This is a genomic window from Halomonas sp. AOP43-A1-21, from assembly GCF_052376775.1.
GTDB lineage: Bacteria > Pseudomonadota > Gammaproteobacteria > Pseudomonadales > Halomonadaceae > Vreelandella > Vreelandella colorata.
Genome location: NZ_JBQSWC010000010.1, coordinates 105,405 through 131,917, shown reverse-complemented (window position 1 = coordinate 131,917; position 26,513 = coordinate 105,405). Strand labels below are relative to the sequence as shown.

Sequence of the window (26,513 nt, the reverse complement as noted above, 5' to 3'; positions counted from 1 at the left end):
CCCCAAGCTCTGCCGACCATCGTAACGGCGCAGGGCGACAAGTGTCTTTTATTATTGAGAACAAACGCTTATCCAATTACACGGACTGGATGAAGCATCGAGTTGATAGCCCGAAGGGCAAAGAGATTTACAGCCATCGAATGTCAGTCGTAGAACCGGTGTTCGGAAATATTGGCACAACGAAGGGGCTGAACCGCTTTAGCCTGCGGGGCAAGAAGAAAGTACAGGGCCAGTGGCAGCTCTACTGTCTGGTGCACAATATTGAGAAGTTGGCGAATTATGGGCACTTGGCCGCGTCATGAAGGGCTTGGAGCGGGGTATGTTGCTTTGTGAGCTCAAAAGAACATCTTCAACTGGCTTAAGCTGGGCGCTCAAGCGGCTAAATGCCGATATTAAGCTTACTCAGCCAGATGACCGGCTGGGTAAATGAATAAGAACAACAGGCGGTGGAGATAGCTCGAAATCGGGTTTTTCTACAGCCTCGTTATATCCCTAGGAGGTCTTCATGCAACGTACTTTTTCACAGCGAATAGCATCTTACGTCGAAGCAGAGCTGGCGAATGCAAAGCTGGCGAGGTCAGTCGGTGATATCCAGCAAGAGTTTGCTCATCTAGAACGGGCGCATGTGCTTGGGCAGGAATCAACTTATTGGCATGTTAAGGTGCATGTATTGATGCTGATGTGGGCAACTCGTAATCACTCAGTCCGAGAAATGTTGGGTCAGGTTTTCAGAATTGTTGGGGCTGCGACTAAAACCGTATTTGGGTTAGTACCTCAAGGCAATACAGGGGGCGCAAATGTCAGCCCATTCAAGAAAATACCAATTGCGCCTGAGTTGGCTACTTTGATTCAAAAGGCCAAGTCTGGTGTATAAGGCATACGCATCTCACGGATACCTTTTACGTCGTTCCGCTCTGTAAAAGGCACCGATGCGCTCTGCGTTATTTACTTGGAGGGAAATAACAATGGAAGTAACTATCGGTAATGATTCTGAGTTGATCAAGCTGGCTCAAGGTATCCGTTATCAGGTGTTTACACGTGAACAACAGATCCCAGCAGAGTTAGACCTTGATGGATTAGATGAGGAGTCATTCCATGCGTTAGTAACTGAAAACGGTGAACCAATGGCTACGGCTCGCCTAACAGTGAAAGAAGACGGTTCTTCTATTATGGCCAGGGTAGCGGTCAGTGAGGTATACCGAGGAATGGGAGTCGCTTCGAAAGTTGTCCAAGCAATAATTCAATATGCGCAAAATATAGGTGTCAATTTTATTGAAATCCACGCTCACAGTTACCTTAGAAGTTACTACGAAAGGTTTGGATTTGAGTTCATCAAAGAAGTAGAAGTTGTGGGCGAACATCAGTTAATTGAAATGCGGCACCAAATAGTGCGCCCGTAATGCGGCGTTATCAGTGTAATCGCCCCGAAAATCCGAAGCGGTTGTAAGTAGATAATTCCGCTAAATCGAACTCGGTAACTAATTACCGAATTTCGATCAGTAATTGTGCCTGCCTATGTAGTAATTTCTTCGTCGCCGAAGGTTACCAGTTAGCAATTGCGTCACGAGTGGTAGACCTGGCTGCGACCGCCATCGATCAGAATATCGGTGGCATTGATAAAACGCGCTTCATCGCTGGCTAGAAAAAGCGCCGTGTTGGCGACCTCATCGGCCTCACCGATGCGACGGCACGGCAGCAAGTCTATCTGGTGTTGGCGTTCGGCTTCGCTCAGGTCGGCCAGCCAAGCCTGAGCGGGCGGCGTGCGAATCAGGCCGGGTGAGATAGAGTTGACGCGGATACCATGCGCCGCATATTCGATTCCCAGTGAGCGGGTCAAACCGATCAGGCCGTGCTTGGCGACCGGGTACGGGAAGGCGCCGGGGATAATTTTGTGCCCGTGGACGGAGGCGATGTTGACGATATGGCCGTACTCGCGGGCCAACATGCCGGGTAGCGCAGCCTGTATGACCCGCCATGCGCCTTCCAGATTGATCGACAGGCAGCGCCGCCAAGTGGCTTCATCGGTTTCAAGCGGGTCTGAGAAAACGTTGACGCCAGCGGCATTGATCACAATATCGATTCGTCCCAAGGCATCGGTGACTGCCGCGACCGCGCGATTTATCGCTGTCGTGTCAGCTACATCGGCTTCCACGCCCACCACAGGGCGGCCAATTTCGCGCTCAAGCCGAGCACATTCCCTAGCCAGCGCATGGTTATCCCGGTCTAGTAGTGCCACGCTCGCGCCTTCGGAAAGAAAACGCTCAGCCGTTGCCAGACCGATGCCGCTGGCCCCGCCGGTAATGAGTGCCGTACGTTGCTTGAGTCTCATGCGTGGTAATCCCTCTATTTATAATTGGGATGATAAGTAGAGTACGTCAGGAAGCCATGGCTGCCTGTTCTTTAATAGTTATTCCGTCCAATGCCATGTTTGGCCGTTCATCACCCCAACACCTGCGGATTAAGCTGCCACACACTCCAGGTAAGCGCACAGGCTAGGCTGACCCAGGCGAGATAAGGCATTAGCAGCACACCTGCCAACGGCTTGAGCCGCCAAAACATCACCAGCGTAATTAAAATCAACACCCAGAGCGCGACCACGCCGATAAAGGCGATAGCGCCCAGCTGCCAGGCGAAGAAGAGCCAGGTCCAAAGGGCGTTAAGCGCCAACTGTATTATGAATACCACAAGCGCGGGCCGGGCGCCGGGTTCGCGCCAGGCAAGCCAGGCGGCAATGCCCATCAGGCCGTAAAGTGTTGTCCACATCGGCCCGAATAACCAAGCGGGCGGCGCCCAAGCGGGCTGTTGGAGTGATTCGTAGAAAGACGCGGCGTTGATGGAAGCCACGGCGCCTATGCCGGCGGCGATATAGGCCAATACCAGCCAGCCAATCAGGCCCAGAATCTGCTTCTTACGGGAAAGTGCACGCACGTGAGCCTCTGCTGTAAAGTATAAAAATCGTTTCAAGCTTAGTGTAAGGCAATGGGATCGGCCACGACGGCGGTTGTGAAAGCTTGCGGCTAAACACTTCGAGCGTTCCGGCTTAACTCAGGTTCACGGTGAGGCAGGCGCGGTACTTGGTGGCAATTTCCCATCAAGCATCAATCTTCTCTTTCTCGATTCTGAGCGTTCTGAATATCTAATTAGCTACAAGGAGCCGATAACATGAAAGATTTACCCGTAAATGTTTCTCCCTATAAAAGAACGCCAGAATTTACCGAAGAGAGCGTTCCCACGGGATTGTTGAAGGACCACACTACCAAAGACGGTGTATGGGGCAAGATTGTGGTGCTTGAAGGCTTGCTGGAGTACACGATTAAAGAGCCTGCACTGGATATCATCGAGCTAAGCCCAGAGCGGTATGGTGTTGTAGAGCCAACGATAAAACATCATATCAAGCCATTGGGTCCGGTAAGATTTTTTGTTGAATTTTATCGCTAATTTGCAAGCTGATGAGAACCGGCCGCTTGAATATCGTTCGCCATAAGCGTTACGGATTTTACAGGTTTAATCCTGAAGTCGGGATAGAAAAGCCAAATCGTCAAAAAAACTATGTCCCATAGACTGTACAGGTTGAGCATTCGAGCGCATACTTGTACCTTAAAATGTACATGTGGAGGTTCCATGCGAATCGTATCCTTTACAGAAGCCAGAAATGGTTTAAAAGCCGTGTTGGATAGTGTCGTTAACGATGCAGACACCACTGTTATTACCCGGCGTGATGCTGAGGATGCGGTGGTCATGTCATTGGATTACTACAACAGCCTGATGGAAACGGTGCACCTGTTACGTTCACCAGCCAACGCTGAGCATCTAAATCGTTCCATTGCGCAGTTCAAAGCAGGAAAAACAACCCAAAGAGAGTTGGTTGATGAGTAATCGCCTGCTGTCATGGACCGATGAGTCGTGGATCGACTATCTGTACTGGCAAACACAAGACAAAAAGACGCTAAAGCGAATTAATAAACTGATCAACGATATAAAACGTTCGCCCTTTGAGGGCATCGGTAAGCCAGAGCCATTAAAGGAAAACCTGGCTGGCTTCTGGTCCCGCCGTATTGATGATACCAACCGCTTGGTTTACGCCGTGGACGACCAAGCTATTACGATAATTTCGTGTCGCTATCACTACTAACACCATCATTACCGCTTTCAGCGCACAAGATACTTCAGCAGACGAAAAAGCTTAAAGGCGGCATGTCTGACAAATGCTGCCATACTCTTCCATGTCACTAAATCCATGGAAGAGAGGAGCGACACAATGGTACGTCCGGTTTTTGCACGTACGTTACTGGTGAACTGTATGGGCGCCGCACTCGCGGCTGGCTACATCGGCAGCGCCTCGGCTGAAGACGCACCTCAATACGACGGTGAACTGTCCGGTTTTGAATACGCCTACCCGGTCGAGCGGTTCGATTTCAGTTCTCAAGGCCAGGACATGCAGATGGCCTACCTGGATGTTCAGCCGGAAGAGGGCAGCGCCAACGGCCGCACGGTGGTGCTGATGCACGGCAAGAATTTCTGCGCGGGTACCTGGGAAGACACGATTGAAGCGCTGACTGATGCGGGCTACCGCGTCATCGCGCCGGATCAGGTGGGGTTCTGTAAATCGACCAAGCCTGAGCATTATCAGTTTAGCTTCCACCAACTAGCGGCCAATACCCAGGCACTGCTGGAGGATCTGGATGTAGATGACGTGACCGTGATGGGCCATTCCATGGGCGGTATGCTGGCCACACGTTTTGCACTGATGTACCCGGAGCAGACCGAGCAGCTGGTAATGGTTAACCCGATTGGGCTTGAGGACTGGAAAGCCCTTGGCGTGCCTTACCAGAGCATTGATGAAGGGTATCAATCCGAGCTTGAAAAAACCGCTGAGGGCATCCGCGCCTATCAGGAAAGTACCTACTACGTGGATACCTGGGAGCCTGAGTACGACCGTTGGGTAGAAATGCTGGCAGGTATGTACGCTGGCGAAGACGGAGAACTGGTCGCCTGGAATCAGGCGCTGACGTCAGACATGGTCTTTACTCAGCCGGTGGTTCATGAATTTGATCAATTGCAGATGCCTACGCTGTTACTGATTGGCGAGAAGGACAACACCGCCATCGGCAAGGCGCAAGCGCCGGAAGATGTTCAGGAAACCCTGGGCCGGTACGATGTGCTGGGTGAACAGGCCGCTAACGCCATTCCGCAGGCAACGCTGGTCGAATTTCCAGAGCTTGGCCATTCGCCGCAAATTCAGGAACCCGAGCGTTTCCACGAAGAGCTGCTTAAAGGTCTGGAAAGGCTTTAACGCTGAGATGCATGTTTGAAAACAGCGTCATCGTCTGAGTGTCCTGTAATGGGTAGGCGCGGGGAGCTTTAAGCGCCTTGCGCCTGTCAGCCTTAATCAAGCGCTCGCTGAGGCTGCCGCGATGCCTCTTAGCTGGCTAACGTCGGCACGTGGGGGGGCGCCAAACATGCGGCTATATTCGCGGCTAAAGTGGGAAGGGCTTTCATATCCCACCCGGTAACTGGCGGTGGCCGCTTCCAGCCCCTCGGCCAGCATGAGTCGCCGGGCTTCGTGCAGGCGAAGCTTTTTCTGATACTGCAGGGGTGACATTCGGGTGACTTGCCTAAAGCTGTGGTAAAGCGTCGACTCGCTCATATTGGCAGCCGCTGCCAGTTCGCTGATCTTCAGGGGCTGGGTAAAGTGCTCTTTAAGCGCATAGATGACCCGCGCAATCCGATTCGCCTGAGAATCCGAGGCGGTAAACCGGCGCATATGAGACCCCAGGTCGCCCATCAGGGCTCGATAGATTAACTCTCGACGAGCCAGGGGGGAGAGCACCTTTATATCTTCCGGTGTGTCGAGCAGACTTAATAATCGATAGAGCGCGCCCTGCATCCGGGCATCCATGGGAGCCGACGTTAAGCCGCAGTCCAATTTGGAGCAGATGACATCGCTCCCCGTGGGCAGTGCCTTGTCGCCCAGTTCGAGTATCAAACCGGCGACTTCCTGAGGATCCACCGAGACCTTAACCGCCAGATAGGGCTGCTCTGGCGTGGCATGGTCAATTCTACCTACCACAGGAAGATCAATGGCGCTCGCCATATAGCTTGGGCCGCTGTAGACGAACTCCTTGTCTCCCAATAGCACGGTCTTACTGCCCTGAACCACAAAGCATAGGCACGGTTCATAAACGGCACAGTGAAAACTGGTAGGGGCGTCAGCGCGTATCAGTTGGACCTCGGCAATTGCCGTATCCTGCAGTGCTTCCAGGGGGGACCAGCGCCGCACGACGTGGCTCAATTGCTGTGGCAGGCTGTCGCTGAAATGGGTGATTTGCTCAGGCACGATAACGGTCAATGGCTTTCCTCCTTAACAGATTGCAGTATATGCCTACGCTTCAGGAACCGAAGGCTTTTCGTTGGGTTTTGCAGAATTAGGCAATCACCGCGTTGAAATCGGCAACCCTTGCCGTGTGTCATTAAACAGACACAATGCATAGAGGCGAAAACACACTGCTTTCACGATCTTCCAACCTTGTTTAGCGACTCACGCCTCACGACAGAATCAGGCAATCATGCCGCAGGAACGCGCTACCTGACATTCGCTCGTCTCGCCTATCGTGAGTGACGTTTGATGGGCATGCCTGTCTGTTCAGCCTCTTCATGCCACCACCCTCGTCTGTCGCTCTTTCGCAGCTTAACCGACGCGTTAAAAGCCAGCGCGGTGCGAATCTGTTTACGGGCCTATTCAAGAACGTACACAAGCACGTAATTAAAAACGTAATGAACAATCTAGCTATCGGAAGCCGGTGGCCATTGGAGCAAGTAATCATGGGAAGCCTTTTACAAAGAACCCGTCTTGCAGGCGGCCGGGCGGTGATCCTGCCTCTGCTGCTAACGGCCTTGCTGTCAGGATGCGAGGCTAAGAGCGAAGAAGTGTCAGCGCCTGCACCACCGCCACCGGAAGTTGATGTGGCAGAAGTCGTGGCTCAACCAGTGGTGTTAAGTGAGTCGTTCACCGGGCGCGTAGAGGCCGCTGAAACGGTCGAGTTAAGGGCGCGGGTGAGCGGCTATATTCAGGAAGTTGCTTTTGAAGAGGGCGAGTTGGTAGCCCAAGGGGATCTGCTATTTCTGATTGATCAACGCCCTTATCTGGCGCGTGTTGGCGCCGCCCAGGCGGATCTTGCTCAGGCCAGGAGCCAACTGGCCCAGGCGGGAAGCGAGGCCGAACGGGCTCGGGTGTTAGTGGGGCGCCAAGCCATTTCTCAGGAGGTTCATGACCAGCGTCAGGCGGCCCTGAATAATAATCGGGCCATGGTGGATGCCGCGCAAGCGGCGTTAGATATCGCCGAGCTTGACCTTGAATACACTCGCATTACGGCACCGGTCAGTGGTCGCGCCGGTCGGGCAATGGTGACCCGCGGCAACCTGGCCAATGCCGATCAGAGCTTATTGACCACGCTGGTGAGCATTGATCCAGTCCACGTCTATTTTGAGGCTGACGAACAGGCCGCGTTTGCCAGCCAGGCACTGCTGGTCGGTGACGCGCCGAACAGCCTGAGCATTGAGCTGGGCGGCGACCCTCAGCGGCAGTACAAGGGAACCCTGGACTTTATCGATAACCACTTAAACCCCAATACGGGCACCCTGCAATTCCGGGCGGTGTTAGCCAACCCGGATGGCCGCATCCGCCCCGGGGAATTCGCACGGGTCGACATGCCGGTCGCACGTTTAGAGCAAGCGTTACTGGTGGACCGCAAGGCGGTATTGACCAATCAGGATCGCCGCTACGTCTATGTCCTCGATGAAAACAACCTGGCAGAGCGGCGCCAGGTAACCACTGGGCGCCAGGTGGGGCAACAAACGGTTATTACCGAAGGGCTTAACGCCGGTGACCGGGTGATCGTCAACGGTGTACAAAAAGTGTTCTTCCCCGGCATGGAAGTGAGCCCGCAAAGCGTAGCGACTGCGCCAGCGGTTGATGCCCAACCCTCCATTGCTGCCAGGGAAGAATAAACCGCCATGAACTTCTCACGTTTCTTCGTGGACCGACCGATTTTTGCGGCGGTGCTGTCGATCATTATTCTGGCGGTAGGGTTGATCTCCATTCCCAACCTGCCGATTAGCGAATACCCGGACGTGGTGCCGCCCTCCGTGGTGGTGCGCACGGTCTACCCAGGCGCTAACCCGAAGGAGATCGCCGAGACGGTCGCCACGCCTTTAGAAGAGGCCATCAACGGCGTCGAGGACATGATGTACCTCAAGTCCGTGGCGGGCTCCGATGGCGTGCTGCAGATGACCGTCACCTTCCGCCCAGGCACCGATGCCGAACAGGCCGCCGTTCGGGTGCAGAACCGCGTCAGCCAGGCGGAAGCCCGGCTGCCGGAAGCTGTGCGCCGCCAAGGCGTCACCACCCAAAAGCAGTCACCGACCTTTCTGATGGTCGTTCACCTGACGTCTCCCAGTGGCGAATACGACACCCTCTACTTACGTAACTATGTGCGGCTGAATGTGCGTGATCGCCTGGCACGGATCGAGGGGATCGGTGATGCGCAGATATTCGGCGGCGGGGATTACGCGATGCGGGCGTGGCTGGACCCCGACCGCATAGCCGCCCGCGGCCTGACCGCCAGCGATGTAGTGGGGGCCATGCGTGAACAGAACGTGCAGGTCTCCGCCGGGCAGCTAGGGGCCGAGCCCATTGAGGAGAGTGACTCCCTAACGTTGATCAACGCCCGTGGGCGGCTGGAAACGGTTGAGGAATTTGGTGACATCGTACTAACGCGTGGCGACAGCGGCGAAATCCTCAGGCTTTCTGATGTGGCGCGGCTGGAAATGGGCGCCGGGGACTATACGCTGCGCTCACAGCTGGATAGCAATAGCGCGGTGGGTGTGGGGATATTCCAGGCTCCGGGTGCCAATGCGCTGGAGATTCGCGAGCAGGTCATCGCCACCATGGACGAGCTTTCCGAGCAATTCCCGGAAGGCGTGGAATATGAAGCGGTCTACGACACCACCATCTTCGTCAATGACTCCATCAAGTCAGTGATCGCCACCCTGCTGGAAGCCGTGCTGCTGGTGGTGCTGGTTGTCACGCTGTTCCTGCAGACCTGGCGCGCCTCTATTATTCCATTACTGGCGGTACCGGTCTCGGTGATCGGCACCTTTGGGGCGCTCTACCTGCTGGGTTACTCGATCAACACGCTGACCCTGTTTGGTCTTGTGCTGGCCATCGGTATCGTGGTGGACGACGCCATTGTGGTGGTGGAAAACGTCGAGCGGAACATTGAGGAAGGCCTTAAGCCGCAGGCCGCCGCGCATCAGGCCATGCGCGAGGTCTCCGGCCCGATTATCGCCGTAGGCCTAGTGCTGTGTGCGGTGTTTATTCCCATGGCCTTCCTGTCGGGGGTGACTGGTCAATTCTATAGCCAGTTCGCGGTGACGATTGCTATCTCCACGGTGATCTCCACCATTAACTCGCTGACCCTGTCGCCCGCGCTGGCAGCCATGCTGCTCAAGCCCCATAACGCGCCCAAGGATCGTCTCACCCGCATCATCGATAAGCTGTTTGGCTGGATTTTCCGTCCCTTCAATCGCTTTTTTAACGCTAGTTCCAATAAGTATCAGGGCGGTGTGGCTCGCTCCCTGAAGCACCGTGGCGCGGTGTTTGTGGTTTACGCGCTGTTGCTGTTGGGCACCGGTGTGATGTTCAAGGCGGTGCCGCCCGGGTTTATTCCGGTGCAGGATAAACTCTACCTGATTGCAGGCGTCATTCTGCCGGAAGGCGCGTCTCTGGAGCGAACCGATCAAATGCTTCAGGACGTGGTGGATATCGCCATGGAGACTGAAGGCGTTGAGCACGCCATAGCCTTTCCTGGCTTGAATGCGCTGCAGTTCACCAATACCTCCAATACCGGGGTCGCTTTTCTTACTCTCAGCGCCTTTGGTGAGCGCACCCTTGGCGCCGCTGACATTAATGCTCGCATCAATCAGGGCATTGGCGGTTTGAAAGAGGGTTTTGCGTTCTCCTTCATGCCGCCGCCGATTCTGGGGTTGGGCAACGGTTCTGGTTTCCAGCTGTTTATCGAGGATCGCGGTAATCTTGGCTATGGAGCCTTGCAGGAGGCCGTTAATCAACTCCAGGGCGCGATTGCCCAAACGCCTGGGTTGGGGTTTCCTATCAGCAGCTATCAATCGAATGTGCCTCAACTGGATGCAGAGGTCGATCGGTTGAGAGCCAAAGCCCAGGGCGTGCCGTTGACTGAACTCTTCGACACCTTGCAGACCTACCTTGGCTCGACCTATGTGAATGACTTCAACCGCTTTGGTCGCACCTGGCAGGTCATCGCCCAGGCGGACGCCCCTTATCGGGCAAGCGTGGAAGATATCGCCAAACTGCGTACCCGCAATGACCAGGGTGAGATGGTGCCGATTGGTACGATGGTGAATATCAAACAAACCTTCGGTCCGGACCCAGTACTGCGTTACAACGGTTATCCCGCCGCGGATCTCGCCGGAGAGATCGACCCTCGGGTGCTCTCTTCTGCTCAGGCGATGGACGTTATCAACGCGTTGGCGGCAGAGGTGTTACCCCCGGGTATGGCATTGGAATGGACCGATCTGAGCTATCAGCAATCCACCCAGGGCAATGCGGCCATGGTGGTCTTCCCGCTATCGATCCTGCTGGTATTTTTGGTATTGGCGGCACTCTATGAAAGCTGGACGTTACCATTGACAGTGATTCTGATCGTGCCGATGTCGATGCTGGCGGCGCTGATAGGCGTTTGGTTTGGCGGGGGTGACAACAACATCTTCGTACAGGTAGGGCTAGTAGTATTGATTGGCCTGGCGTGTAAAAACGCCATCCTGATCGTGGAATTCGCCCGAGAGTTGGAGCTGCAGGGCAAGAGCGTGGTGGAGGCAGCCCTGGAAGCTTGCCGGTTGCGTCTGCGGCCTATCATCATGACGTCTATCGCCTTTACGGCGGCGGTGTTGCCTTCGGTGATCGCCACGGGTGCGGGTGCCGAGGTACGGGCGGCGCTGGGTACCGCGGTGTTTGCCGGCATGATTGGTGTCACGCTGTTTGGCTTGTTCCTGACCCCAGTGTTCTACGTGGTGCTGCGTAAGCTGTCCGGCCCTTTGGTCAGTCATCACAGCCCCACGCTAGATACCCCATCCTACCCAGCCAGCTATCCTTGAATGGCAGAAGAACAATGACCGGGTAGTACTTGGAGTGGGCTTGCATATAGAAAAGAGTTAGAGACCGGGCTAGGGAGAAAGAGAGATAGAAAAAGAGAAAGGCTCGCTCGGTAACTGAACAGACAAGCACAACGGGCTATTCCCGCTGTGCTTGTCTGTTTTCATCAAGTTGAATAGAAAGCTGCTGCTTAGCGTTTTCAAGCGTCGGCCGCAGGTTATAAAGGCAGCTGCCGCTTCGGTAAACATCGGCTGGCCCCGCAATACGTGCCAGATCATTCGTAGTCGGAATCGTTTGGCACGTCTGATCATCTTGCGCCTGAGTGGCGCCGAGTAGCATCAAATGGCCGAACAACAGCCAGTCGCCATTCCGTTCGCCATACGCATTGCCCACCGCGCTATAGGGTTCAAAAATCAACCACTGGAAGGGTGTGTCGCTGCTTACCTGCAGGGTCTGGCAGGGTTCCGTCTGGCTTAAACAGGTGGAGTTCTGTTCAACCAGCAGGTTCAGCAAGGGCTCGGGAAGTGAGGCGCCGTCAGGGCTTGCCTTGAACTGCTGGGCGACGTCATTCAGCTCTTGGGTATCCACCAGCGGTTCCTGGCTCCAGCGCTCGGTTTGCTTGAGCGAAAGCTCGATACGTCGGGCAAACTCAGGCTGCGACTGGGCAAGTTCGCTCTCTGCCAGGGTTTGCAAGGCCAGGGCGCCTGGCTGGCCGAGCTGAAAGCGCAAGTAGTTAACATCAAACGCCTCGGCCGTTGTACGGCCATCCAGCAGCCGCTTAACTTGATTCTCGGCAACCCACTGGCGCATATCCGCCAGCGGCGTGTTCACCACGATCAACGCAATGGACACCAGTAGGGCCAGGCCGACGTTGGCGCGCTGCAGAGCGGGAAGCGCTGCCCGGCGCCGCCAGAGCAGAAGCAGACTGTAGCTTAAAGTAAACGCCGCGGTTAGCACTTGTAGTAGGACAGCCCACAGCCTGTCCAAGCTGAGGCCATATTGATCAATACGCAGCCAGAGCGCCCAGGCGGCTAGCACGCTACCCACCGGCAGCAATACAACGGCCAGTAAGATGACGCGGCGTAGCCAAGTTGGATAGGGAGATGGGCCATATGTTTGATGAAAGACAACGTTGAAGAACAGCAGCAGGGTCAGCATCAGCGCCATTAATATGGAGGAAGCGCTGCCCGTATCCCACACGGGTTGCAGGCCGGTGAAGGGAAGTACGGCAAAGAACAGCAGAATGATAAGCGCCACCAACGGTAGCAATGCCTTGATAAGCGCCTCACCCATCTGCCGCACGCTTTGAATCAGGCGAAAGCGGTTACGAATCATCACCAGCGTTAAACCAATCACCAGCCAGGTGACGGGATAGATAAAAGCAGGCTCGCTGAAAAGCGTTTCAAAAATGTCTAGGCCAATCGCATCAAACAGCGCCGCCCCCAGCCACAACAGGCTCCAGAACACGCCAATAAACAGCGCCAATTGGGCAAGCGTCAGAGCAAACTCCCAGGAGTAGTTCAACAGCGGAGAGTAGGCGGGAGGCCAGACTCTGCTAGCGACGCTGCTACGAAAAAACACCGCCAGGATAAATAGCGCTACGCCAACCGCCACGCAAAAGGCAAAGGTGAACTGATGCCGCGCCCGCGGCTGCTCGGGCGTCTGTTCGACCCAGCCAAGGTGCCAACCCAGCCAAAATAGCAGCGGGGCCAGCAGCAGCGGCAGCCAGTTGAGCCGATCATGCAGCCGCTCCAGGCTGATCAGATAAAACGCGGGTAGCGCGAGCGTTACCATGTAAAGTGCCTTGAGCCAGCGTTGGTCAGCGGCTAACCAGTGCTCATGGTCAATTGCCAAGTGAAGCGCCAATAGTACTACGCCCTGCATAACGGCAAGCAGAATCAAGCCAGCACTCGTGGCCTTGTCCAGCGTATTCGCGCGATTGTCATCCATGGCAGCTCTTCATAGGTTGAGGCAGCGTAGGGCCATGTGGTCAGGCCGTGAGCCACCATCATAGTCTGCAAAGAAGGCATTGATAACATTCATTTTGAATAGAGCTGACAATGGTGAGTCTAGCAGCGACGTTGAAAATGAAATTCTTTTGGCCTTGCAACGAACAGCCCATCCTGCCCCATAAACAACCCCTTAGCTGTTTACTTAACATTCTTCGCCTTGACGACCTCTCTATTGAATCCTTCACTGTATCTTGATGGTTTCGAAGTTGAATCCTTCGTTAACGTGATGGCTTATGGAATCACTCAGGGCTTTCTATCGCAGGTCGGGCGGTGTGGTTAGCGCTTGGCGTGATCAGAAATATCACTTGAATGCTCAATAAGCCCAGCATTTAGTCGAGGAGAATAACGTGTCTGATCAAAAGCCTACACGCCGTGAATGGGGTGCGCGTACCACGCCGAGCCTGCAAGGCAATGAACACTGGTGGCCCGACCAGCTCAACCTCAATGTCCTGCATCAGAAACACCCGGATGCCAATCCTTTCAGCGAGAGCTTTCGCTACGGTAAGGCATTTGCACAGCTCAATGTCGACGAGCTGAGTGCCGATGTTGATGCGCTGATGACCGATTCTCAGGATTGGTGGCCTGCCGATTGGGGACATTACGGCCCGTTCTTTATTCGCATGTCATGGCACGCGGCAGGCACCTATCGTGCGCTTGATGGACGCGGTGGTGGCGGCACCGGTGCGCAGCGCTTTGCCCCGCTTAACAGCTGGCCCGATAACGGCAACCTGGACAAGGCACGCCGCCTGTTGTGGCCCATCAAAAAGAAATATGGCGAGAAGCTTTCCTGGGCTGATCTGCTGGTATTCGCAGGCAACCGTGCGCTTGAAACCATGGGCTTCAAGACCTTTGGCTTCGGTTTTGGCCGCGCCGACATCTGGGCGCCAGAGGACGATATCTATTGGGGCCCTGAAAATGAGTGGCTGGGTGACAAAGACGAGCGCTATACCGGCAGCTTCGAAGACGGTAGCCGGGTGCTTGATAACCCGCTTGCCGCGGTGCAGATGGGGCTGATCTACGTTAACCCCGAAGGCCCCAACGGCGTGCCTGATGCAGCAAAATCCGCGATGGACGTGCGCGAAACTTTCGCCCGTATGGGAATGAACGACCGCGAAACCGTGGCACTGACGGTGGGTGGCCACACCTTCGGCAAGATGCACGGCAATGGGCCCGCCGACGCCGTGGGTGGAGCGCCGGAAGAGGCCAAACTTCATGAGATGGGCGTTGGCTGGGCCAACAAACACGAGACAGGCCTGGGCGAGTACACCATTACCTCTGGGCTTGAAGGTGCCTGGACGCCCACACCGACCAAGTGGGACAACACGTATCTTGAGACGATTTTCTCCCACGAGTGGCAAGTCAAAAAGTCCCCGGCGGGCGCCAATCAGTGGGAGCCGGTGGAGGTTAAAGATGGGTTCTGGGTGCCCGACGCGCATGTTGAAGGCAGAAAAAATCCGCCGGTAATGAACGCGGCCGACATGGCCATGATTGTTGATCCGGATTATCTGAAGATATCCAAGGAGTACCGCGAGAATCCGGATGTGCTGGCCGACGAGTTTGCCCGCGCCTGGTACAAGCTGCTTCACCGCGATATGGGGCCAAGTGCTCGCTATCTTGGCCCGCAGGTGCCTGAGGAAGTTCTCGTCTGGCAAGACCCGGTGCCTAAGCATGAAGGGCCGTTGGTTTCTGACGAACAGATCGCCACGCTCAAGCAGGCAATTACCGATACTGGGCTGACTGCCAAACAGTTGATAGAAACCGCCTGGGCCTCGGCCTGTACTTACCGCCAGACGGACCATCGCGGTGGCGCCAACGGTGCCCGCATCCGCCTTGAACCGCAAACCGGTTGGGATATCAACGTGCGCGGCGGCGTGGCGGAGGTGATCGACCAGCTAGACAAGATCAAAGGCGCTTCCAATACCACTATTTCGCTAGCAGACATGATTGTTCTGGGAGGAAGTGTCGGAGTCGAAATGGCTGCAAAATCAGCTGGGCACGATATTACCGTGCCATTCACGCCGGGGCGTACCGATGCGACCCAGGAAATGACCGAAGTGGATGCCCATGCCTATCTCGAACCGAGGCATGATGCGTTTCGCAATTATATGCAGGAACAATCGACGCCTATTCCAGCCGAGCACTTGATGATCGACCGGGCATTTATGCTGAACCTTAGCGCGCCCCAAATGGCCGCACTCCTGGGCGGCATGCGGGCTATCGGTATCAATGCCGGTGATAACAACACCGATGGTATCTTCACTCAGCGCCCGGGCCAGCTGACCAATGACTTCTTCGTCAACCTCATCGATATGGGCACCGTCTGGGAGCCGGTTGATGAGGACGAAGGGCGCTTTATAGGCCGGGACCGCAAGAGCGGTGAAACCAAATGGACCGCCACACGGGTTGATCTGGTCTATGGCTCGAACTCGCAGCTGCGCGCCATTGCCGAGGAGTACGCCGCGGATGGCGGCGAGCGCCATATGCTTCACAAGTTTATCTCTGGCTGGGTCAAGGTGATGGAGAACGACCGGTTCGACCTGCACCGCTAAGGTTCAAGCCTTTGATGAGCGAAAAGATTTTCGCTCCCTAACCTAAATGAGCGCGGCGGAAGGCTACTTCCGCCGCGCTTTTCAATGTCCTCTGTTAATATTCGTGATTTATAGCCTGTCGCTCGTTGGATAGGGCTTTGAATATGCCATAGGGAATCACTCGATGAACCATCCACAGCCTAACAACCCGTTACATGGTTTAAGCCTTGAAAAAATCTTAACCCGCTTGGTCGAGCGTTATGGCTGGGATGGTTTGTACGCAGAAATTAACGTCAACTGCTTTCACAACGACCCTTCCATCAAATCCTCGTTGAAGTTCTTACGCAAAACGCAGTGGGCTCGCGATAAAGTGGAAGCGCTGTATATCAATACGTTTACCTAAAGGTTCGAAATTGGGCCCAATGAGTTATTGAGAAGCCGACATTTAGTCGCATCGGCTAGATGCTAGCCGTAAAGGCGGTGTCGCGGCGACCGCTCGTACTCAGTTACGTTTTACGCTGTTTCATGAGCTGTACCATCTGGCCAGAGGCTGGGTAATCTACCGCGATGAACCGCGCACGACCTTTATGGAGGGGGTTGTCAGCGAAGGGCTTGCGGTTGTATTCGAGCGCGACGTGGGCGGGCGCCCAACACCGTGGGGAGAGTATCCAGATAATGTCCGCGAGTGGGTCGATGAGCTGTTAGCGCTTCCCGTCACGGCGCCGTACTACTCGTGGATGATCCAGCATGCTGATGGGCGGCGTTGGATCGGCTACCGCGCTGGTACCTATAATTGCCGAGCAGGCAATTCGTGCATCGGGCATGTCGGCGGCTGCGCTGGTTCAGGTGCCGACCGATGAGATTTTGAAAATGGCCGGTATTCATTCGATCAAGTAGTCGTGCTAGGCCAAGCGCTACCTCGAGGTTGTTCTATCATCATCCATAAAGAGTCAGAAACCGTGCTGAATCCCGTCATACAGGAAGAAACCACCGGCTGCGGTATTGCCTCGGTCGCCAATATTCTGGGTCATACCTATCCTGAAATGAAAGCCACCGCCAATGCCATGGGCATTTATGCAGAAGATGAATCGCTTTGGTCCGATACTCAGTACGTAAGAAAAATGCTGGCACACAAGGACGTGGTAACGTCACCCGATGAGGCGCCCTTTACCTCATGGCAAGCACTGCCAGATCTGGCACTGCTGGCGATCAAGCCACATCAACGTGACGGCAAGCATTTTTGGCACTGGGTAGTGTTCAAGCGTGCAAATGGCGAGGCGATGGTACTGGATTCCGCAAGCTACCTGCCCGCCAATATCCGTACGGATTTCGCTGCAATGCAGCCAGCGTGGTTTATCGAGGTTAGCCAACCAGCGGCTGAATGAGCAATAAAGGATCGAGACAGTAATGCAAATAGAGCCAGCCACTAAAGCCGATTACCCCGTGTTAATCGAAGTATGGGAAGACTCCGTTCGTGCGACCCACGATTTTCTGTCAGAAGGTGATCTATTGGCACTAAAGCCGCTCATTCTTGAGCAGTACTTTGATGCGGTTAATTTGATGGTAGCCAGAAACGATACTGGTGATATCGTCGGCTTTTGCGGGGTTAACGACGACAATATCGAAATGCTGTTTATTGCCCCACAGACGCGCGGGCAAGGTGTGGGTGTGCAGCTGGTATCTCATGCTATCAATACCCAGGCGGCCACCAAGGTAGATGTTAATGAGCAGAACGAGCAGGCAGTAGGTTTCTATCAGCACATCGGTTTTTCGGTTATAGGACGCTCGCCGCTGGATGGGCAGGGCAACCCCTATCCGCTGCTGCATATGGCGCTCTCAAGTCGCTAGGAGCGGTAGTAAAACAGCTTATACGCGTGTCTAGCGTCTTCTCATAAGCTCTTCATCTAGGGGTGAGCACGGTTCCTATCCACGCCTGGTAAATAAATGCTGGTTGCTGGATGGCCGCATCGTAATAGATAACCTGATCGTAGTTATGCGAACTTTTTCATTAGACCAGACCATAAACGTTAGGGCGATCCCCATGATATGGATTGGGATTGGAAGCCTACGAATGCTGGCGTCAATATAAAGTAGAGCGCGCATGGTGAACTTTGCTGGTAGTTAGTAAGAGCCACTACGCTGAATTTTTGTCTACAGTAAGAGAGTAACTAGAAAATTGATTAAGACAGTACTTAAGACAGTACTTAAGACAGTACTTAAAAAAGTATAAGCGGGTGTTCGCGCATGGTATCCGCTGCAAAGGAGGTAACTATGCTGCTCAAAGGATCATGTCATTGCCAAGCCGTGACGTTCAGCGTGAGGTCACACCACCCCTATCCCTTTAATCTCTGTTACTGCTCTGTGTGTCGCAAGACAGCGGGTGGAGGCGGTTTCGCAATCAATCTCAGTGGAAAAAGCAAAACGCTTAATGTGGAGGGTGATGAGCACATTTCGATCTACCGAGCTGTTATCAATGGCGAGCAAAGCACTGGGGAGCGACATTTCTGCAAGCATTGTGCGACAGCGCTATGGGTTTACGATCCCGATTGGCCTGAGCTTGTGCATCCCTTTGCCTCGGCAATTGATACGGATTTGCCGATACCGCCTGAGCGGACGCATATCATGTTGGGAAGCCGGGCCGATTGGGTTGAGGTAAGCGCACAGCCGCAAGATAAATGTTTCGACGAGTACCCAGATGAAAGCCTTGCCGAGTGGCATCAACGGCTAGGGTTGGAGAGTTAGCGCTATTGCTGGCCTGGGGTAAGGCTTTACCTCGTTTTTATAATATCCCAGTGTGCTGAATAAGGACCATAACGCCAATGCCGATCAGCACAACACCGCCAATAAGCTCGGCCCAGTGGCCGACGAACTGGCCAAATTTGTGACCAAGCACGGTGCCAATGGAGGCCATTACGGTGGTTGTCAGGCCAATGGCTAAGCTGGTGACAATGATATCGACATCAATAAAGGCAAGGCTTGCGCCGACGGCCATGGCATCAATGCTGGTGGCAGTCGCGGTTAAAATGAGCAGCCACAAGGTTTGTTTGCGGTGCTCTATCTTGTCCTCATTTTTAAGCCCGGCGTAAATCATATGCAGGCCGATGGCAGAAAGCAGCGTAAACGCGACCCAGTGATCCCAGGCCTCAACATACTGTTGTGATGCCTTTCCGGCCACCCAGCCAAGTACGGGGGTAATCGCTTCGATAACGCCAAATACCAGGCCAATGCCGATCGCATGATGAAATTTTGGTTTGTTTAATTCAGCGCCTTTGCTGATAGAGGCGGCAAAGGCATCGGCCGACATGGAAATAGCCAGAAATATCAGCGTGACAGGTGCCATGATAACTAAATTCTCTCACTAAAAAACGTACCCACGATGGCGTTCTATTAGCATGTGTCAATGAACATGAAAAAAAGAAAAGCTGGGTATTTGATAGCGATGAATTCTAGCATAATTAATAGCGTTTAAAGGCTAAGTGTCTAAAATATAAAGTTTATTCCCGTCAACTAACATAGCCTTGGCTAACTATCTCAGTATTGGGCTATTTATAAAAGCAGCGCTTTTTAATCAACATAGAAAAACCGAAATGCTAACAACGCTAGTTGAAAAAAATCAGGCCGCTGCGTAGTTATTAAGAGTTAAAGCGCGTTAAACGAGACGCTGCGAATTAACGCGGTTACCTGCATGCCTTGTTTTAGGCCCATCTCATCCCAGGATTTGCGCGTCAGCCGTGCGCGTAAAGCAACTGTGCCGATACTTAAACGTAGCTCGACGGTATATGGCGCCTCGGGAAGTATGGTGAAATCGCTGATAGTAGCGTTGAGCTGGTTACGGTAGCTGGTGTTGGTGGGTGGGGTAAGCGCCAGGGCAATATCCCGGGCCAAAATACGCACACGTAAGCGGCGGCCTAACGGCGCCGATGTACCGGGCAGCACTAACTGGTGGTCGCAATCTAATGCTAAGTGGGTAAGACCGTACGCTTCTTCATGAGCAACCACTTCGCCCTCCAGTAACGAGGCAGCATCGAAGCCGCCTAGCTGGTGCGTCAAATCAAAGCGCTGAAGCAGCGTGCTCAGGCTGCCGCTAGCCTGCACCTGCCCTTTATTCATTAGTACCAGATGATCTGCGATGGCGGAGATTTCTTCCGGGTCGTGGCTGACATACACGACAGGAATATCCACCTGCTGAGTGAGTCGCGTGATATAGCGCAGTAACTCCTCTTTACGCGCACCGTCTAGCCCCGTTAAGGGTTCATCCATAAGCAGTAGCTGTGGGTCGCTGAGCAGTGCACGGCCAATCGCTACACGGCGGGCCTCGCCACCGGATAGCGTGCCTGGCATGCGCTCTAAAAGCGCTTCAATACCCAGTAGTCCAATGATTTCATCAAAACGACTTGTAGCGTGGCGCGGCATTCCATAGGTCAGGTTGCCGCGCACTTGATAATGGGGGAACAGGCGTGCTTCCTGAAAAACCACTCCAATACGTCTTCGGTGTGGAGGTATAAAGACGCCTCGTTGAGTATCGAGTAGCGCACGGTCGCCAATGTAAATATGGCCTTCAGCAGACTTATCCAGGCCGGCGATGAGTCTTAGCAAGCTGGTTTTTCCGCTGCCCGAGGCGCCGAATAGGCCCGTCACACCGCTACCGGGTAGATCCAGAGTAGCGGCCAGCTGGAACTGGCCTAATTGCTGTTTCACCGCCAGCGTTAGTGAGCCAGGCGTTGATTTGTTGGGGTCGCTGGGTCGATTAGCCATCGCGTTCCTGTAAGCGTTGTCGGGTGCGCCTTGCCAGCCATTCAGAGGCGATCAGCGAAAGCAGGGCGATCACAATGGCAATAATGCACAGGCGGGCTGCCGTCGCTTCTTGCCCTGGGGTTTGAATCAGCGTGTAAAGCGCCAGTGGCAGGGTGCGGGTTTCACCTGGGATATTAGAGGCAAACGTGATGGTCGCGCCAAACTCGGAAAGTGCCCGTGCAAAGGCGAGCACGGTGCCGGTGAGTAGGCCGGGCACGGCAAGCGGCAGAGTGATAGTGGTAAATATCCGCCATCGGCTGGCGCCCAGCGTGCTGGCGGCGGCTTCAAGTTTAGGGTCCACCGCTTCAAGGGAAAGTCTAAGGGCGCGTACCAGCAAGGGAAAGGCCATCACACCGCTGGCAACCGCAGCGCCTTGCCAGGTAAAGGGGAGCGATATGCCTAGCGCGTTATACAGCCATTGCCCAATGATGCCTTGCCTGCCCAGCGCCACCAGCAATAAATACCCTACCACCACGGGTGGCAATACCAAAGGCAGGTGGATGAGACCGTCTACCAGTGCCTTGCCACGAAATTCGTGTCGAGCCAGCCACCAGGCGACGGCAATACCTGGCGGTAGAATCCAGGCCACGGCGGCTAAGCCAATTAACAGACTTAGCCTTATGGCTTCCCATTCGGCCGGTGAAAGTGTCACGGTGCTGCGATATCCGTATCGAAACCGTACGCTGCAAAAATCCTCAGCGCCTCATCACTGGCTAGCCACTCACGTAGTGCTATAGCGGCTTCATTATCTTGTGCATCCACCAGCGCGATTGGGTAAGTAATAGGGTCGTGGCTATCGATTGGGAAGAGCCCCAGCGTTCTTACCCGCTCGCTGGCAAAAGCGTCAGTTTGATACACAACGCCAACGGGGGTTTCCTGTCGCTCAACCAGGGTGAGTGCCGCACGCACATCGTTACCACGCGCAAGTCTTGATTCCAGTGTTACCCATTCGCCCAGCGCTTCCAGTGCTTGACGTGTATAGATGCCTGCTGGCACATGATCTGGATCACCAACGGATAGACGCTCCTCGTCACTCAGAAGCGTGGCAATAGCGCTGTCTTCACCTGGCGTAAAGTGTTCTGGAAGGTCAGTGCTAGCCGTGATGAGCGCTAAGCGGTTTTGCAGAAGGTCGCTGCGATCATGAATATTGATCCCTTGCTCTTCCAACCAGTCCATCCACTGAACGTTAGCGGATAAAAATAGATCGGTTGGACTGCCGTTAGCGATTTGCCGGGCCAGGGTGGAGGACGAGGCATAAATGGGCGTTATCTCAACATCATGTTGAGACTCATATATAGCAATAGCTTCATTAAATGCATCGGTAAGTGAGGCGGCTGCCGCTACTTGAACGTTATCCGTTGCATAAGCAGATACGGGCATTGCCAACACTAACGAAACGGCTAAAAAGCGGCGATTAAATATGGCATTGTTCATTGAATGATTCCGTTATTTCCATGTGGATATAGCGGAGATTATACAGAATTGTCGAGTAGCTCAAGATATTAATAATTACGCTTAAGCTTCGTTTTCGGGGCGATTGATGGGCGAAAGCAGTGACAGCAAGGCCTGAGCATCATCAGACTGCTCGATAGTTAGTTGGCTTTCTAAGGCACGGTAATGAGTAAGTACCTGCTTGCCAAGCTCAGTGAGCTGGGCACCACCTCGCTGGTTGCCGCCTGAGTGAGTGGCAACCAGCGGAGACGGGAAGTAGCTGTTCATGGTTTCAATCAACTGCCAAGCTTTTTTATAGCTCATCTTAAGCGCCCGGCCGGCAGCTGAGATTGAGCCTGTCTGGTCGATCATCTCCAACAGGTCTGCTTTACCCGGCCCGATGACCACATCATTATGCAGCGCCAAGCGTAACTGAAACGTTGGTTTAAGATGATGGGTCCGTGTCATATCGCGTGTCCTGCACCAGGGTATTAGTCTTCTAGTTTAGCAGTGACTGATTATCCAGGGCGTATCAATCCCATAAGAGTATAGTAAGGGCGCTTATCTACAGGGCGTTTAGCCGTTTGCTACCCGTTCATCGGGCAGGAAGATACGGCTGTGGGTCGGCCTAATCCAGGCGTCGCTGCCTTGTTTGAGGCCTAGCGAATGAAAGTGGTGCTTGGAAAGCTCGGCATGTACCAGCGTTTCGGTGTTGTCGGTTCTTAACTCCAGGCGCACTGTCGGGCCGATAACCGAAACGAGCTCGATTTGACTGTGCAGGGCATCGTCATGCTGCCGTGTGGCCAGTACTTCGATTTCATGGGAGCGCACGTAAGCTTCACCGCGCTCGTTATGGTAGCCATGAAATTCTGGCGCAGGCAGCTGGATATCACCGATCCGCGCCACGCCATCATGAATCCGCGCGTGAAAAAGATTAACGTTGCCGAGAAAACGGTAAACAAAGGGATTGGCCGGCGTGTCGTAAACCTGCTCGGGCGAGCCATCCTGCTCTACGCGGCCCTTGTTCATAACTACCACTCGATCGGAAACCTCCAGCGCTTCTTCCTGATCATGGGTAACAAAGACGCTGGTGACATGAATGTCATCGTGAAGGCGTCGTAGCCAGCGGCGCAGTTCAGCACGAACCTTGGCATCCAGCGCACCAAAGGGTTCATCTAATAGCAGAACCTTGGGCTCGACCGCCAATGCGCGGGCCAGGGCAATGCGCTGGCGCTGGCCGCCGGAAAGCTGATGCGGGTAACGGTGTGCAGTCCAGTCCAGTTGAACCAGCTCGAGAAGGCGCATGACCTTGGCGTTGATATTAGCCTTGCTAGGGCGGCTCTGGCGGGGGCGCACCGTCAGGCCATAGGCCACGTTCTGAAAAACCGTCATATGCTTGAACAGGGCGTAGTGCTGAAATACAAAGCCGACACCACGTTGGCTGACATGCTTGTCCGTGGTGTCTTCGCCGTGAAAACGAATGCGTCCGGTATCCGGCTGCTCAAGGCCTGCAATAATGCGCAACAGCGTGGTCTTGCCCGACCCTGAAGGGCCAAGCAGCGCGGTTAGCTCACCTTCGTTGAATGTAAGGCTGACGTTATCGACGGCCACAAAATCGCGAAAGTGTTTGTTGACGTGATCGATCTCGATACTCATGAAAGCTCTCTTGTGTGCGTAAGGCTGGCGTTAGGTGGCGGCAATGCGTTGACGACGCTCTTCCTGCCACTCAACCATGCTTTTGATGATGATCGTGACCAGCGCAAGACCGGTCAGCAGCGATGACACAGCAAAGGCGGCGGTAAACATGTATTCGTTGTAGAGCACTTCGATATGCAGCGGCATGGTGTTGGTTTCTCCACGGATTCGACCCGAGACCACGGCAACTGCACCAAACTCGCCCATGGCTCTGGCATTACACAAAATCACGCCATAGATCAGGCCCCATTTGATATTGGGAAGTGTCACGTACCAGAAGGTTTTCCAGCCGTTGGCGCCCAGCGTTAATGAGGCTTCCTCCTCCTCTTTACCCTGCTGCTGCATGAGCGGGATCAGCTCGCGGGCAATAAACGGCAGTGTGCCGAACGCAATCACGATAACGATGCCGGGAACGGCGAAGATGATGCGTAGATCATGGGCGGCGAGCCAAGGCCCTAGCCAGCCCTGCGAGCCAAACAGAATGACAAAGATCAAACCCACCACCACGGGTGATATCGCGAAGGGCATGTCGATCAGTGAGATAAGTACGGGTTTGCCGCGAATTTCGAATTTGGCAATGGCCCAGGCCGCAGCGATACCAAACACGGTGTTGAGAGGGACGACGATAGCGACGATCAGCAGCGTTAAGCGAATGGCCGACAAGGCGTCGGGGTCTTGTACGGCCGCCCACCATACGCCAATCCCGCGCTCAAGCGCGCCATACAGCACCACGGTTAGCGGTAGCACCAGAAACAGCGTTACAAACGTCAAAGCGAGCGTGATGAGCGTTAGCCTTATCCACGCAGGCTCTTCGGTGGCGCGTCGCCAGCGTGTGGAGGAAATATCCTGCAGGGGAGTAGCGGTTAGGGAAGTACTCACAGTGAACTCCTTTTAGGCATACCGTCGACCGGCCCACCACTGCAGGCCATTGATGACCAGCAGCATGGAAAACGCCGCCAGCAGCATGACAGTGCCAATAGCGGCGGCGCCGTGATAGTCGTACTGCTCAGCCTTGGAGACGATGAGCAGTGGGGTGATTTCAGTACGAAACGGCAGATTTCCCGAGATGAAAACCACTGAGCCGTATTCTCCCAGCGCTCTGGCAAAGGCCAGGGCGTAGCCGGTCAACAGGGCCGGGAGCAGCGCTGGAAATATCACGCGCCGCAGGGTTGTCAGGCGGCCAGCGCCCAAACTTGCCGAGGCTTCTTCCCATTCGGCTTCCAGGTCTTCAAGAACGGGTTGCACCGTGCGAACCACAAAAGGCAGCCCGATATAGGTCAACGCCACAACGACGCCCAGCTGGGTATAGGCGACGCGAATGCCAAAGATCTCCAGGTACTGCCCCACCCAGCCGGTGCTTGCATAGAGTGTCACCAGCGCGATACCGGCCACGGCGGTGGGGAGCGCAAATGGCAGGTCAACCAGTGCATCGACCACGCGCCTGCCCGGAAAGCGGTAACGCACCAGCACCCAGGCTACCAGTGCGCCAAATACCAGATTGATCGTAGCCGCAATCAACGACCCGCCAAAAGAGAGCTTGTAGGACGCTACGACCTGACGCTGGGTAATCGCGCTCCAGAATATCTCCCAGCTCATGCTGGTGGTATAGAGCAAAAAAGCGCCCACCGGGATAAGAAACACAAGGCCCATATACAGCAGGGTGAAGCCCATGGTCAGACCAAAACCTGGTATGACCCGGCGTTTGGCAAGCGTTATCGACATACCGTTTTCCAGAGACAGGGCCGGGAAGCAAGTGCTCCCGGCGAGGTGGCGAAGTAGTATTATTGAGCGTTGATCGATTCGAGAATCTCGTCGAAAACGCCGCCGTCATTGAAAAAGCGCGCCTGGGCGCTTTGCCAGCCCCCAAACACATCATCAATGGTGAAAAGCTCAAGCGACGGAAACGCATCAATGTGCTCTGCCAGGACCTTTGCGTTGCTCGGGCGGTAGTAGTGTTTGGCAGCCAACTGCTGGGCTTCATCAGAGTAAAGGTATTCCAGATAGGCCTCGGCGACTTCACGGGTTCCCTTACGGTCGACGTTGGCATCCACGACCGCAACGGGCGGCTCGGCCAGAATGCTTTGCTCTGGCACCACAATTTCAAAATCGCCTTTACCCAGCTGTTCTACCGAAAGAATGGCTTCGTTTTCCCAGGCGAGCAGTACATCGCCCAGACGGCGCTGCACGAAGGTATTCGTCGCGCCACGGGCGCCGGAATCGAGTACCGGCACGTTCTCGAAAACCTGGCGCATGAAGTCGAATGTCTGCTCTTCATCGCCATCGAACTGTTCGAGCCCATAGCCCCACAGGGCCAGGAAGTTCCAACGTGCCCCGCCTGAGGTTTTAGGGTTCGGCGTAATGACTTCTACGTCATCACGAGTGAGATCCCCCCAACCCTGAATGTTTTTGGGATTGCCATCGCGAACCAGTAGCACGATGGTCGAGGTATAGGGCGAGCTGTTGCTCGGCAGGCGCGACTGCCAATCTTCGGGGATCAGGTTGGCGCGGTCGTGAAGTGCATCAATATCGTAAGCGAGAGCAAGCGTTGCCACATCGGCATCAATGCCATCGACAATTGAGCGGCCTTGCGAGCCCGAACCCCCATGAGATTGACGTACGGTAACGGTTTGGCCGTTCTGTTCGCGCCAGTATTCACCGAACAGTGCATTGTATTCCCGGTAGAACTCGCGTGTTGGGTCGTAAGAGACGTTAAGGAGTTCGACGCGCTCGCTTTCTGCGTGAGCGATAGCCGGTAGGTCAAGCGTGGTGGTGAATACGGCGCCTCCCAATAAGGCGGCTGCCACTAGCTTGGAAAGGGGCCATTGGATGGATGGGTGAAAGACGTTCATTGGCTGCTCCGATGCT

28 protein-coding genes and 1 pseudogene are annotated in these 26,513 nt (G+C 54.6%); 16 read left to right on the top strand and 13 right to left on the bottom strand.

Going from position 1 to position 26,513, the window contains the following annotated elements; all coding sequences use genetic code 11:
• The 3 genes from ACT3R7_RS08015 to ACT3R7_RS08005 all read left to right on the top strand — a co-directional run.
• Positions 1–302, top strand: a 302-nt coding sequence (locus ACT3R7_RS08015; protein ID WP_444280594.1) for a transposase, incomplete at its 5' end; no start/stop codon positions are given.
• Positions 303–505: 203 nt separating this feature from the next.
• Positions 506–874: a DUF3703 domain-containing protein gene (locus tag ACT3R7_RS08010; protein WP_192538375.1), complete on the top strand. Its 369-nt coding sequence runs from the start codon at positions 506–508 to the stop codon at positions 872–874.
• Between the two features lie 91 nt (positions 875–965).
• Positions 966–1,400 (top strand): GNAT family N-acetyltransferase, encoded by a 435-nt coding sequence (locus tag ACT3R7_RS08005; protein ID WP_192538373.1) that lies wholly within the window; start codon positions 966–968, stop codon positions 1,398–1,400.
• 161 nt (positions 1,401–1,561) lie between these two features.
• On the opposite strand, the gene ACT3R7_RS08000 is transcribed toward ACT3R7_RS08005, so the two are convergent.
• Positions 1,562–2,329, bottom strand: a complete 768-nt coding sequence (locus ACT3R7_RS08000; protein WP_192538371.1) for an SDR family oxidoreductase — start codon at positions 2,327–2,329, stop codon at positions 1,562–1,564.
• A 110-nt stretch (positions 2,330–2,439) separates the two neighbouring features.
• A complete protein-coding gene (locus tag ACT3R7_RS07995) occupies positions 2,440–2,928 on the bottom strand; it encodes a TspO/MBR family protein (RefSeq protein WP_192538369.1) in 489 nt (162 codons plus the stop codon).
• A 234-nt stretch (positions 2,929–3,162) separates the two neighbouring features.
• On the opposite strand from ACT3R7_RS07995, the gene ACT3R7_RS07990 reads away from it, so the two are divergent.
• The 4 genes from ACT3R7_RS07990 to ACT3R7_RS07975 all read left to right on the top strand — a co-directional run bounded on the left by ACT3R7_RS07990 (position 3,163) and on the right by ACT3R7_RS07975 (position 5,293).
• Positions 3,163–3,438 carry a TehB family protein gene (locus ACT3R7_RS07990; RefSeq protein ID WP_018918780.1) on the top strand — a complete coding sequence of 92 codons (276 nt, stop codon included), beginning with the start codon at positions 3,163–3,165 and terminating at the stop codon, positions 3,436–3,438.
• Between the two features lie 183 nt (positions 3,439–3,621).
• Entirely contained in the window at positions 3,622–3,876 is a 255-nt protein-coding gene (locus tag ACT3R7_RS07985) for a type II toxin-antitoxin system Phd/YefM family antitoxin (protein WP_192538367.1), read from the top strand.
• Entirely contained in the window at positions 3,869–4,132 is a 264-nt protein-coding gene (locus tag ACT3R7_RS07980) for a Txe/YoeB family addiction module toxin (protein ID WP_192538365.1), read from the top strand. The genes ACT3R7_RS07985 and ACT3R7_RS07980 overlap by 8 nt, the downstream gene beginning before the upstream one ends.
• A gap of 126 nt (positions 4,133–4,258) precedes the next feature.
• A complete protein-coding gene (locus ACT3R7_RS07975; RefSeq protein ID WP_193091318.1) occupies positions 4,259–5,293 on the top strand; it encodes an alpha/beta fold hydrolase in 1,035 nt (344 codons plus the stop codon).
• Positions 5,294–5,389: 96 nt separating this feature from the next.
• On the opposite strand, the gene ACT3R7_RS07970 is transcribed toward ACT3R7_RS07975, so the two are convergent.
• Positions 5,390–6,349 (bottom strand): AraC family transcriptional regulator, encoded by a 960-nt coding sequence (locus ACT3R7_RS07970; protein WP_193091319.1) that lies wholly within the window; start codon positions 6,347–6,349, stop codon positions 5,390–5,392.
• 473 nt (positions 6,350–6,822) lie between these two features.
• Between ACT3R7_RS07970 and ACT3R7_RS07965 the strand changes: the two genes are divergently transcribed.
• Both ACT3R7_RS07965 and ACT3R7_RS07960 read left to right on the top strand, forming a co-directional pair.
• Positions 6,823–8,007 carry an efflux RND transporter periplasmic adaptor subunit gene (locus tag ACT3R7_RS07965; protein WP_193091320.1) on the top strand — a complete coding sequence of 395 codons (1,185 nt, stop codon included), beginning with the start codon at positions 6,823–6,825 and terminating at the stop codon, positions 8,005–8,007.
• A gap of 6 nt (positions 8,008–8,013) precedes the next feature.
• Entirely contained in the window at positions 8,014–11,190 is a 3,177-nt protein-coding gene (locus ACT3R7_RS07960; RefSeq protein ID WP_193091321.1) for an efflux RND transporter permease subunit, read from the top strand.
• A gap of 136 nt (positions 11,191–11,326) precedes the next feature.
• Here ACT3R7_RS07960 and ACT3R7_RS07955 read toward each other — a convergent pair whose 3' ends face one another.
• Complete coding sequence (locus ACT3R7_RS07955; RefSeq protein ID WP_193091322.1) at positions 11,327–13,138, bottom strand: DUF4153 domain-containing protein; 1,812 nt, start codon at positions 13,136–13,138, stop codon at positions 11,327–11,329.
• Positions 13,139–13,547: 409 nt separating this feature from the next.
• Here ACT3R7_RS07955 and katG point away from each other — a divergent pair, with 409 nt between their 5' ends.
• The 7 genes and pseudogenes from katG (at position 13,548) to ACT3R7_RS07920 (ending at position 18,470) form a co-directional block, all read left to right on the top strand.
• On the top strand, positions 13,548–15,749 hold the full coding sequence (katG, locus tag ACT3R7_RS07950) for a catalase/peroxidase HPI (RefSeq protein WP_193091323.1): 2,202 nt from the start codon (positions 13,548–13,550) through the stop codon (positions 15,747–15,749).
• A gap of 163 nt (positions 15,750–15,912) precedes the next feature.
• Positions 15,913–16,131 carry a VF530 family protein gene (locus tag ACT3R7_RS07945; RefSeq protein WP_018918769.1) on the top strand — a complete coding sequence of 73 codons (219 nt, stop codon included), beginning with the start codon at positions 15,913–15,915 and terminating at the stop codon, positions 16,129–16,131.
• A 103-nt stretch (positions 16,132–16,234) separates the two neighbouring features.
• Positions 16,235–16,414: pseudogene (locus ACT3R7_RS07940) on the top strand (DUF2268 domain-containing putative Zn-dependent protease); the annotation flags it as partial.
• A gap of 61 nt (positions 16,415–16,475) precedes the next feature.
• Entirely contained in the window at positions 16,476–16,625 is a 150-nt protein-coding gene (locus tag ACT3R7_RS07935; RefSeq protein ID WP_496198962.1) for a hypothetical protein, read from the top strand.
• Between the two features lie 62 nt (positions 16,626–16,687).
• Positions 16,688–17,113 carry a hypothetical protein gene (locus tag ACT3R7_RS07930; RefSeq protein WP_192538354.1) on the top strand — a complete coding sequence of 142 codons (426 nt, stop codon included), beginning with the start codon at positions 16,688–16,690 and terminating at the stop codon, positions 17,111–17,113.
• A 22-nt stretch (positions 17,114–17,135) separates the two neighbouring features.
• Positions 17,136–17,576, top strand: coding sequence for an acetyltransferase (locus tag ACT3R7_RS07925; protein WP_193091324.1), 441 nt, complete (start codon positions 17,136–17,138; stop codon positions 17,574–17,576).
• A gap of 423 nt (positions 17,577–17,999) precedes the next feature.
• A complete protein-coding gene (locus tag ACT3R7_RS07920; RefSeq protein WP_193091325.1) occupies positions 18,000–18,470 on the top strand; it encodes a GFA family protein in 471 nt (156 codons plus the stop codon).
• Positions 18,471–18,507: 37 nt separating this feature from the next.
• Here the strand turns inward: ACT3R7_RS07920 and ACT3R7_RS07915 are convergent, their stop codons facing one another.
• The 9 genes from ACT3R7_RS07915 to ACT3R7_RS07875 all read right to left on the bottom strand — a co-directional run bounded on the left by ACT3R7_RS07915 (position 18,508) and on the right by ACT3R7_RS07875 (position 26,497).
• The gene (locus ACT3R7_RS07915; RefSeq protein WP_193091326.1) at positions 18,508–19,068 is read right to left on the bottom strand and encodes a manganese efflux pump MntP; all 561 of its coding nucleotides are present in this window, start codon (positions 19,066–19,068) and stop codon (positions 18,508–18,510) included.
• Between the two features lie 299 nt (positions 19,069–19,367).
• A complete protein-coding gene (gene modC, locus ACT3R7_RS07910; RefSeq protein WP_192538346.1) occupies positions 19,368–20,483 on the bottom strand; it encodes a molybdenum ABC transporter ATP-binding protein in 1,116 nt (371 codons plus the stop codon).
• Positions 20,476–21,174 carry a molybdate ABC transporter permease subunit gene (gene modB, locus ACT3R7_RS07905; RefSeq protein WP_192538344.1) on the bottom strand — a complete coding sequence of 233 codons (699 nt, stop codon included), beginning with the start codon at positions 21,172–21,174 and terminating at the stop codon, positions 20,476–20,478. Before modB ends, modC begins: the two co-directional genes overlap by 8 nt.
• The gene (gene modA, locus ACT3R7_RS07900; protein WP_192538343.1) at positions 21,171–21,956 is read right to left on the bottom strand and encodes a molybdate ABC transporter substrate-binding protein; all 786 of its coding nucleotides are present in this window, start codon (positions 21,954–21,956) and stop codon (positions 21,171–21,173) included. The genes modB and modA overlap by 4 nt, the downstream gene beginning before the upstream one ends.
• Positions 21,957–22,037: 81 nt before the next feature.
• The gene (locus tag ACT3R7_RS07895) at positions 22,038–22,421 is read right to left on the bottom strand and encodes a winged helix-turn-helix domain-containing protein (protein WP_192538341.1); all 384 of its coding nucleotides are present in this window, start codon (positions 22,419–22,421) and stop codon (positions 22,038–22,040) included.
• A 108-nt stretch (positions 22,422–22,529) separates the two neighbouring features.
• Complete coding sequence (locus ACT3R7_RS07890) at positions 22,530–23,609, bottom strand: sulfate/molybdate ABC transporter ATP-binding protein (protein WP_192538340.1); 1,080 nt, start codon at positions 23,607–23,609, stop codon at positions 22,530–22,532.
• 30 nt (positions 23,610–23,639) lie between these two features.
• A complete protein-coding gene (gene cysW / locus ACT3R7_RS07885) occupies positions 23,640–24,527 on the bottom strand; it encodes a sulfate ABC transporter permease subunit CysW (RefSeq protein ID WP_193091327.1) in 888 nt (295 codons plus the stop codon).
• A gap of 12 nt (positions 24,528–24,539) precedes the next feature.
• On the bottom strand, positions 24,540–25,370 hold the full coding sequence (gene cysT / locus ACT3R7_RS07880) for a sulfate ABC transporter permease subunit CysT (protein WP_192538338.1): 831 nt from the start codon (positions 25,368–25,370) through the stop codon (positions 24,540–24,542).
• Between the two features lie 59 nt (positions 25,371–25,429).
• Complete coding sequence (locus tag ACT3R7_RS07875; protein WP_496198961.1) at positions 25,430–26,497, bottom strand: sulfate ABC transporter substrate-binding protein; 1,068 nt, start codon at positions 26,495–26,497, stop codon at positions 25,430–25,432.
• Positions 26,498–26,513 lie beyond the last annotated feature (16 nt).

Bases quoted from the DNA above. Each gene is read 5' to 3' on its own strand.
- ACT3R7_RS08010 (WP_192538375.1), top strand. From the start codon at position 506: ATGCAACGTACTTTTTCACAGCGAATAGCATCTTACGTCGAAGCAGAG.
- ACT3R7_RS08005 (WP_192538373.1), top strand. From the start codon at position 966: ATGGAAGTAACTATCGGTAATGATTCTGAGTTGATCAAGCTGGCTCAA.
- ACT3R7_RS08000 (WP_192538371.1), bottom strand. From the start codon at position 2,329: ATGAGACTCAAGCAACGTACGGCACTCATTACCGGCGGGGCCAGCGGC.
- ACT3R7_RS07990 (WP_018918780.1), top strand. From the start codon at position 3,163: ATGAAAGATTTACCCGTAAATGTTTCTCCCTATAAAAGAACGCCAGAA.
- ACT3R7_RS07985 (WP_192538367.1), top strand. From the start codon at position 3,622: ATGCGAATCGTATCCTTTACAGAAGCCAGAAATGGTTTAAAAGCCGTG.
- ACT3R7_RS07980 (WP_192538365.1), top strand. From the start codon at position 3,869: ATGAGTAATCGCCTGCTGTCATGGACCGATGAGTCGTGGATCGACTAT.
- ACT3R7_RS07975 (WP_193091318.1), top strand. From the start codon at position 4,259: ATGGTACGTCCGGTTTTTGCACGTACGTTACTGGTGAACTGTATGGGC.
- ACT3R7_RS07965 (WP_193091320.1), top strand. From the start codon at position 6,823: ATGGGAAGCCTTTTACAAAGAACCCGTCTTGCAGGCGGCCGGGCGGTG.
- ACT3R7_RS07960 (WP_193091321.1), top strand. From the start codon at position 8,014: ATGAACTTCTCACGTTTCTTCGTGGACCGACCGATTTTTGCGGCGGTG.
- ACT3R7_RS07955 (WP_193091322.1), bottom strand. From the start codon at position 13,138: ATGGATGACAATCGCGCGAATACGCTGGACAAGGCCACGAGTGCTGGC.
- ACT3R7_RS07945 (WP_018918769.1), top strand. From the start codon at position 15,913: ATGAACCATCCACAGCCTAACAACCCGTTACATGGTTTAAGCCTTGAA.
- ACT3R7_RS07935 (WP_496198962.1), top strand. From the start codon at position 16,476: ATGCTGATGGGCGGCGTTGGATCGGCTACCGCGCTGGTACCTATAATT.
- ACT3R7_RS07925 (WP_193091324.1), top strand. From the start codon at position 17,136: ATGCAAATAGAGCCAGCCACTAAAGCCGATTACCCCGTGTTAATCGAA.
- ACT3R7_RS07920 (WP_193091325.1), top strand. From the start codon at position 18,000: ATGCTGCTCAAAGGATCATGTCATTGCCAAGCCGTGACGTTCAGCGTG.
- ACT3R7_RS07915 (WP_193091326.1), bottom strand. From the start codon at position 19,068: ATGGCACCTGTCACGCTGATATTTCTGGCTATTTCCATGTCGGCCGAT.
- modC (WP_192538346.1), bottom strand. From the start codon at position 20,483: ATGGCTAATCGACCCAGCGACCCCAACAAATCAACGCCTGGCTCACTA.
- modA (WP_192538343.1), bottom strand. From the start codon at position 21,956: ATGAACAATGCCATATTTAATCGCCGCTTTTTAGCCGTTTCGTTAGTG.
- ACT3R7_RS07895 (WP_192538341.1), bottom strand. From the start codon at position 22,421: ATGACACGGACCCATCATCTTAAACCAACGTTTCAGTTACGCTTGGCG.
- ACT3R7_RS07890 (WP_192538340.1), bottom strand. From the start codon at position 23,609: ATGAGTATCGAGATCGATCACGTCAACAAACACTTTCGCGATTTTGTG.
- cysT (WP_192538338.1), bottom strand. From the start codon at position 25,370: ATGTCGATAACGCTTGCCAAACGCCGGGTCATACCAGGTTTTGGTCTG.
- ACT3R7_RS07875 (WP_496198961.1), bottom strand. From the start codon at position 26,497: ATGAACGTCTTTCACCCATCCATCCAATGGCCCCTTTCCAAGCTAGTG.